This window comes from Tetragenococcus muriaticus DSM 15685 (genome assembly GCF_000423785.1).
Classification (GTDB): domain Bacteria; phylum Bacillota; class Bacilli; order Lactobacillales; family Enterococcaceae; genus Tetragenococcus; species Tetragenococcus muriaticus.
On record NZ_AUIQ01000082.1, the window covers coordinates 1 to 5,108 of the forward strand.

The 5,108-nt window shown below is 37.4% G+C and carries 5 protein-coding genes and 1 pseudogene; 5 read left to right on the top strand and 1 reads right to left on the bottom strand.

All coding sequences use genetic code 11. The features are described 5' to 3' along the window. Positions 1-170 precede the first annotated feature (170 nt). Genes G577_RS0109850 through ytpR form a run of 3 tightly spaced genes read left to right on the top strand, consistent with a single transcriptional unit; the run spans position 171 to position 1,620 of the window. On the top strand, positions 171-491 hold the full coding sequence (locus G577_RS0109850) for a thioredoxin family protein (RefSeq protein ID WP_028791027.1): 321 nt from the start codon (positions 171-173) through the stop codon (positions 489-491). 15 nt (positions 492-506) lie between these two features. Beyond that, positions 507-968, top strand: coding sequence for a universal stress protein (locus G577_RS0109855; protein ID WP_028791028.1), 462 nt, complete (start codon positions 507-509; stop codon positions 966-968). A gap of 40 nt (positions 969-1,008) precedes the next feature. Further along, positions 1,009-1,620: a YtpR family tRNA-binding protein gene (gene ytpR, locus G577_RS0109860; protein WP_028791029.1), complete on the top strand. Its 612-nt coding sequence runs from the start codon at positions 1,009-1,011 to the stop codon at positions 1,618-1,620. Positions 1,621-1,659: 39 nt separating this feature from the next. Here the strand turns inward: ytpR and G577_RS0109865 are convergent, their stop codons facing one another. Continuing rightward, the gene (locus tag G577_RS0109865; protein WP_028791030.1) at positions 1,660-2,928 is read right to left on the bottom strand and encodes a S1C family serine protease; all 1,269 of its coding nucleotides are present in this window, start codon (positions 2,926-2,928) and stop codon (positions 1,660-1,662) included. A gap of 332 nt (positions 2,929-3,260) precedes the next feature. Here G577_RS0109865 and rlmH point away from each other — a divergent pair, with 332 nt between their 5' ends. Further along, entirely contained in the window at positions 3,261-3,740 is a 480-nt protein-coding gene (gene rlmH / locus G577_RS0109870; protein WP_028791031.1) for a 23S rRNA (pseudouridine(1915)-N(3))-methyltransferase RlmH, read from the top strand. Positions 3,741-3,851: 111 nt separating this feature from the next. Further along, positions 3,852-4,687, top strand: a pseudogene (gene msrA / locus G577_RS11470) (peptide-methionine (S)-S-oxide reductase MsrA). Positions 4,688-5,108 lie beyond the last annotated feature (421 nt).

The following is a 5,108-nucleotide window of genomic DNA, read 5'->3' on the forward strand; positions in this document are numbered from 1 at the left end:
GAGGGCGAACCGAACGAAAGTGAGGTTGAAAAATAACTTCGTGTCTGCCCAAAAGACGGTTTTTTTATTCAACCTCAATAAACTTGACACATACTGGTAAGGGATAAAAATAACAGCTTCGGTTAAAAAATGTTATAATATTATTAGTAGAAAAAGAAAGTTGGCGAACTATGGTTATTCCAGAAAATGTCGAAGAATTAGCTAGTTATGCAGAAAATGGAAATAATGTCTTTTGCTTTATGGCAGATTGGTGTGGGGATTGTCGTTTCATTAAACCTTATTTACCAGAAATTGAAGCAGATTTTCCAAATTTGCAATTTATCGCAGTTGATCGTGATGAATATCTAGATATTGCAAAAATGTGGGATATCTATGGGATTCCGAGTTTTGTAGTTATTAAAAACGGCGAAGAAAGTGGTCGTTTGGTAAATAAAAAACGCAAAACAAAAGAAGAAATTGAAACGTTTTTGGAAAATGTAGAAAATAAATAAAAAAGGGTGAGAAAAATGGAACAAACATATCAAACGGTCTTAGTAGGCGTGGATGGCTCTTCGCAAGCACAAGATGCATTTGAAAAAGCTATAGAAGTTGCTAGAAGAAACAACGGACGGGTCATTGTTGTAAAAGTCATTGAACAACAAGTGCCTTCGACGATGGGGTTTGCTCCTTTAGGTGAATCAGTCCTTGCTCAAGAAGAAAATGATGCGAATGAACTGATTCAAGAATGTAAAGATTATGCTGAGTCTGTTTCGTTTGAAGATATTGAAGGCGTGGTTGTTTATGGTTCGACCAAAATGGTGCTAACAAGAGAACTTCCTGAAAAATATGGCGTTGATCTGATTATGGTGGGTCAATCCGGTTTAAATGCAGTGGAACGTTTTATTACAGGAAGCGTAGCTAGTTATGTTATTCGGGAAGCACCATGTGATGTATTAGTGATTACACCAAGTGACGACTCGGAAACATAAAAAAAAAATGTTGTGAAATGAATTTTTAGGAGGAACAATTTTGATTTTTGCTTATAACCCAGCTTATGTTGGGGATACATTATTAATTGTTACAGATGATGATAAAGGATTACCTCAAGAGGTGACACGTAAAGGAAAAGTTGCACAAATACAAACAGAAGACCATCGAACTGTTGGCTGGAATATTTTTGGTATTTCTCAACTGATGGCTTTACAAAATGTAGGACAAGTAGAATTATCTACGCAACAAATTTCATTATTAAATGATACTTTGCATGAAGCTGGATTTACTGAGTCCTTACCTGAAATACAAGAGCCTAAATTTGTGGTTGGTTATGTAAAAACTTGTGAAGCCCATCAAAATAGCGATCACTTATCTGTTACAGAAGTTGAGGTGGGCCAGGACAAGACACTACAGATTGTTTGTGGAGCACCCAATATTCGTGAAGGACTTAAAGTCGTAGTGGCAAAACCAGGAGCCATGATGCCAGATGGTATGATGATTTGGCCTGGGGAATTACGAGGTGTGCAAAGTTATGGCATGATTTGTTCAGCTAAAGAACTACATCTGCCTAATGCTCCAAAAAAACGAGGAATATTAGAACTACCACAAGATAAAGTTGTAGGCGAAGTCTTTAACGTTGAAAAATAAAAAGAGAGGACGAGATCATGTGACCTCGTCCTCATTTTATTAGTTATTGTTTCGTTCAATAATGGATTGATCTTCGGATAATTTTACATTTGCAGATTGTGCTTCTCCATCACGATAGAAGCTTAATTTCAAATTATCCCCGACAGATTTTTTGTACAAAGCAGCTCGAAGTTCCGTGGTATCTTTGATCTCTTGATCGTCAACTTTGGTAATGACATCATATTGTTCCATTCCTGCTTCACTTGCTGGAGAATTACTCCCAGGATTTTGTACGACAACGCCATTTTCTACAGAATCAGGAAGCTGTAGGAGTTGTTCTCTTTGTTCTGTAGGTATCGCACTTAAATCAAGCATAGAAATACCTAACGCTGGACGAGTAATTTCGCCATTTTGTTCTAGTTCGTTAATAATGTCAGTAACATCGCTACTTGGTATAGCAAAGCCCATACCTTCAATACTTACGCCTGCTTGTCCAGAACTAGCAATTTTACTAGAATTTATTCCAATAACTTGCCCACTAGCATTGATTAATGGACCACCAGAATTACCTGGGTTAATTGCGGCGTCTGTTTGAATAGCATTAGTACTAACGGCTTCACCAGAGTCATCTTCACTTGATACTAAACGATTTAAAGAAGAAATAATACCTTGTGTTACAGAATTAGCATAATCAGAACCTAAAGGTGAGCCAATAGCAATCGCCGGTTCTCCTACTTGTAAATCATCAGAATCGCCAAATGTAGCAACCGTGTCTACATTATCAGAAGAAATTTTTAAAACGGCTAAGTCAGTGTAAGTGTCTGTTCCAACGAGCTCAGCACTTTCTCTTGAACCATCTGCCATTAAAACTTCTAGGCCACTTTGCCCAGCAACTACGTGATTATTTGTTACAATATAAGCTGTATCATCGTCTTTTTTATAAATGACACCACTACCCTCACCGGCAGGTTGTTCTTCTCCGTCATCTTCTTGTTGTTCCGTATCGAAAAGACCACCGCTTTCTTGTGAGGATGTATTTTGTAGATTTACAATAGAGACAACAGCATCTTGAACTTTATCTACTGCAGAAGTTGTGTCACTATCGACATCTACTTTGACATCACTTACTTGGACATTTTCGTCATCATCGGTTACACCAGACGTGGAAGTAGCTTCATCTGTTTGAAATGGATTGCCTATATCGTCAGCAAAATAATAAAATCCGCCAATAACAAGCAAACCACCGAGGATTCCTCCTAACAGGCTAATTCCAAACTTTTTAAGCCATCCATTCTTTTTAGAGTTTGAGGACTCATCTTTTTTTGCCATAGCCATTTACCTCCTTGGTAATTTCTATATGCCTAGTATAATATTCTTAGGTAAGTCTAGTCTACTGCCAGACTTTGAAATAATTATGAAAAACTTGGTATAAAAAAATGTAAAAAGATAAATCCCCAAATCTTGTGTAAAATTTTGCGGAAAAGCTGTGTATAATTAAGCTGTCATTTATCCACAAGTCTGTGGATAAAGTGGATAAATTTGTTCAAAACATACGTTCCTATAAAAATCCTTGCTATAAAAGGAACGTTTTCCACAGAAAATTGGGGATAACTAAAGATAAACTGTGAATAACTTTGTTGAAAAATAAATAGGAGGGCTTTATGAATATAAAAATTATTAGTGTAGGAAAGTTAAAAGAAAAATATCTAATACAAGGAATCCAAGAATATACAAAAAGACTGCAAGGCTATGCAAAGGTTCAATTAGTTGAAGTGGCAGATGAAAAAGCTCCAGAGAATCTGAGTGAAACTGAAATGAACCTAGTTAAAGAAAAAGAAGGCCAACGTATCCTAGCAAAAACACGTGATACTGAGTTTTTATTTGCTTTAGCTATTGAAGGAAAAAATCCTTCTAGTGAAGCATTTGCTAAACAAATCGACCAACTAACTATCCAAGGAAAAAGTAATTTAACGTTTGTTATTGGAGGTTCGTTAGGATTGAGCGAGGAAGTGTTAAAAAGAAGTAATGCCCAACTTTCTTTTGGTAATATGACTTATCCACACCAATTAATGCGTTTGATTTTAGCCGAACAGATTTATCGAGCTTTCCGAATTAATCGTGGAGAGCCATACCATAAGTAAGGATATCCTACTTTTAATATGGGCTGAATGTTAGCAGTATAAAAATTTAAGCATTATAATAACAGTAGAATCTTGAGGTGTTATTCATTGTCTCTCTAGGAGGGATTGAAAATGGAACTAACAAAAGAAGAAGCTTTAAGGGAGCTTTACAATCTTATTTTAAATGCAGATACACGAGATTTTGAACGTTCGGTATTAACTTCGACAAAAGACGCTCTGGAAACAAATGAGAACTTTAAAGCGCAGATAGCTAGCTTAGAAGAAAAATTACGTCCCCTTGCAGTAAGAGATAACTTAACGGGCGATGTTGCTGATTTTTATTTGAAAATAGTGGGGGAACCTGTGGAAGAAGAGCGCTTTGATTTTTCTAAGCATACAATTGAAGACTACAAACATCAAGACTATGCAGTGTTTGGTGGTGGTTGTTTTTGGTGTATGGTAGAGCCTTTTGAGACAAAAGACGGTATAGATTCCGTCCTATCAGGTTTTACTGGCGGACATACAAAGTATCCAAGTTATGATCAAGTTCTTAGTGGAACTACAGGCCATGTTGAGGCGGTGGAAATTATATTTGATACTCGGATTATTAGTTACAAAGAATTAGTGGATTTATATTGGCAATTTATTGATCCAACGGACGACAAAGGCCAGTTTCAAGATAGAGGCTACCAATATCGGCCATTATTTTTGTGAGAAACAAACAACAACGGCAAATCGCGGAAGAATCAAAACAAAAAGTCATCAGTTCTGGTAGATATAAGCAACCTATCATAACAGAAATCCAGCCCACAAGCACTTTTTGGCCGGTAGAAAATCATTATCAACAGTTTTATAAAAAAAACCCTAAAAGATATAAACGAATCAAACGTTATCGTCAACGTTTTTTACTTTATCAGCGTTTAAAAGGTGACATACGGATGCGATGGCGTAATAAAGTGGCTAAATAAAATAAATGGTTAAAATAGCTAGGCAGGGGCTCATTGTCTAGCTGTTTTTTGTGCGCTCGGCATGGGCGATAACTTGGTGGTGAAAGTCCACTACAGACTTGGCAGTAGGAACTGTTAGCTAAAAGCAAAGGTGTCCGCCGTGAGGCGGAATCTGAAGGAAGCTAGAGGCAAACACTTGCACTGACGAACAGGAATCTCATAAGAAGGCTGGTTTGGGATGGACGAGCTTGCAAAACAAAGTAAAGTCCGATACTGCCCGAATCCCATACAGTAAATGAGGCAGTGACATGAGTGGAAGGTTATCGCGCCTTACCCGGGGAGGTCTGTCTAGCGACAGGAGTCGTAGTAATAACGAATAGACAGAAGTCAGCCGAGGTCATAGTAGGGAAAATGTACCGAAGGACCGAACAATACTCATACA

Coding starts and splice junctions, on each gene's coding strand:
- G577_RS0109855 (WP_028791028.1), top strand. CDS start 507: ATGGAACAAACATATCAAACGGTCTTAGTAGGCGTGGATGGCTCTTCG.
- G577_RS0109850 (WP_028791027.1), top strand. CDS start 171: ATGGTTATTCCAGAAAATGTCGAAGAATTAGCTAGTTATGCAGAAAAT.
- G577_RS0109865 (WP_028791030.1), bottom strand. CDS start 2,928: ATGGCAAAAAAAGATGAGTCCTCAAACTCTAAAAAGAATGGATGGCTT.
- rlmH (WP_028791031.1), top strand. CDS start 3,261: ATGAATATAAAAATTATTAGTGTAGGAAAGTTAAAAGAAAAATATCTA.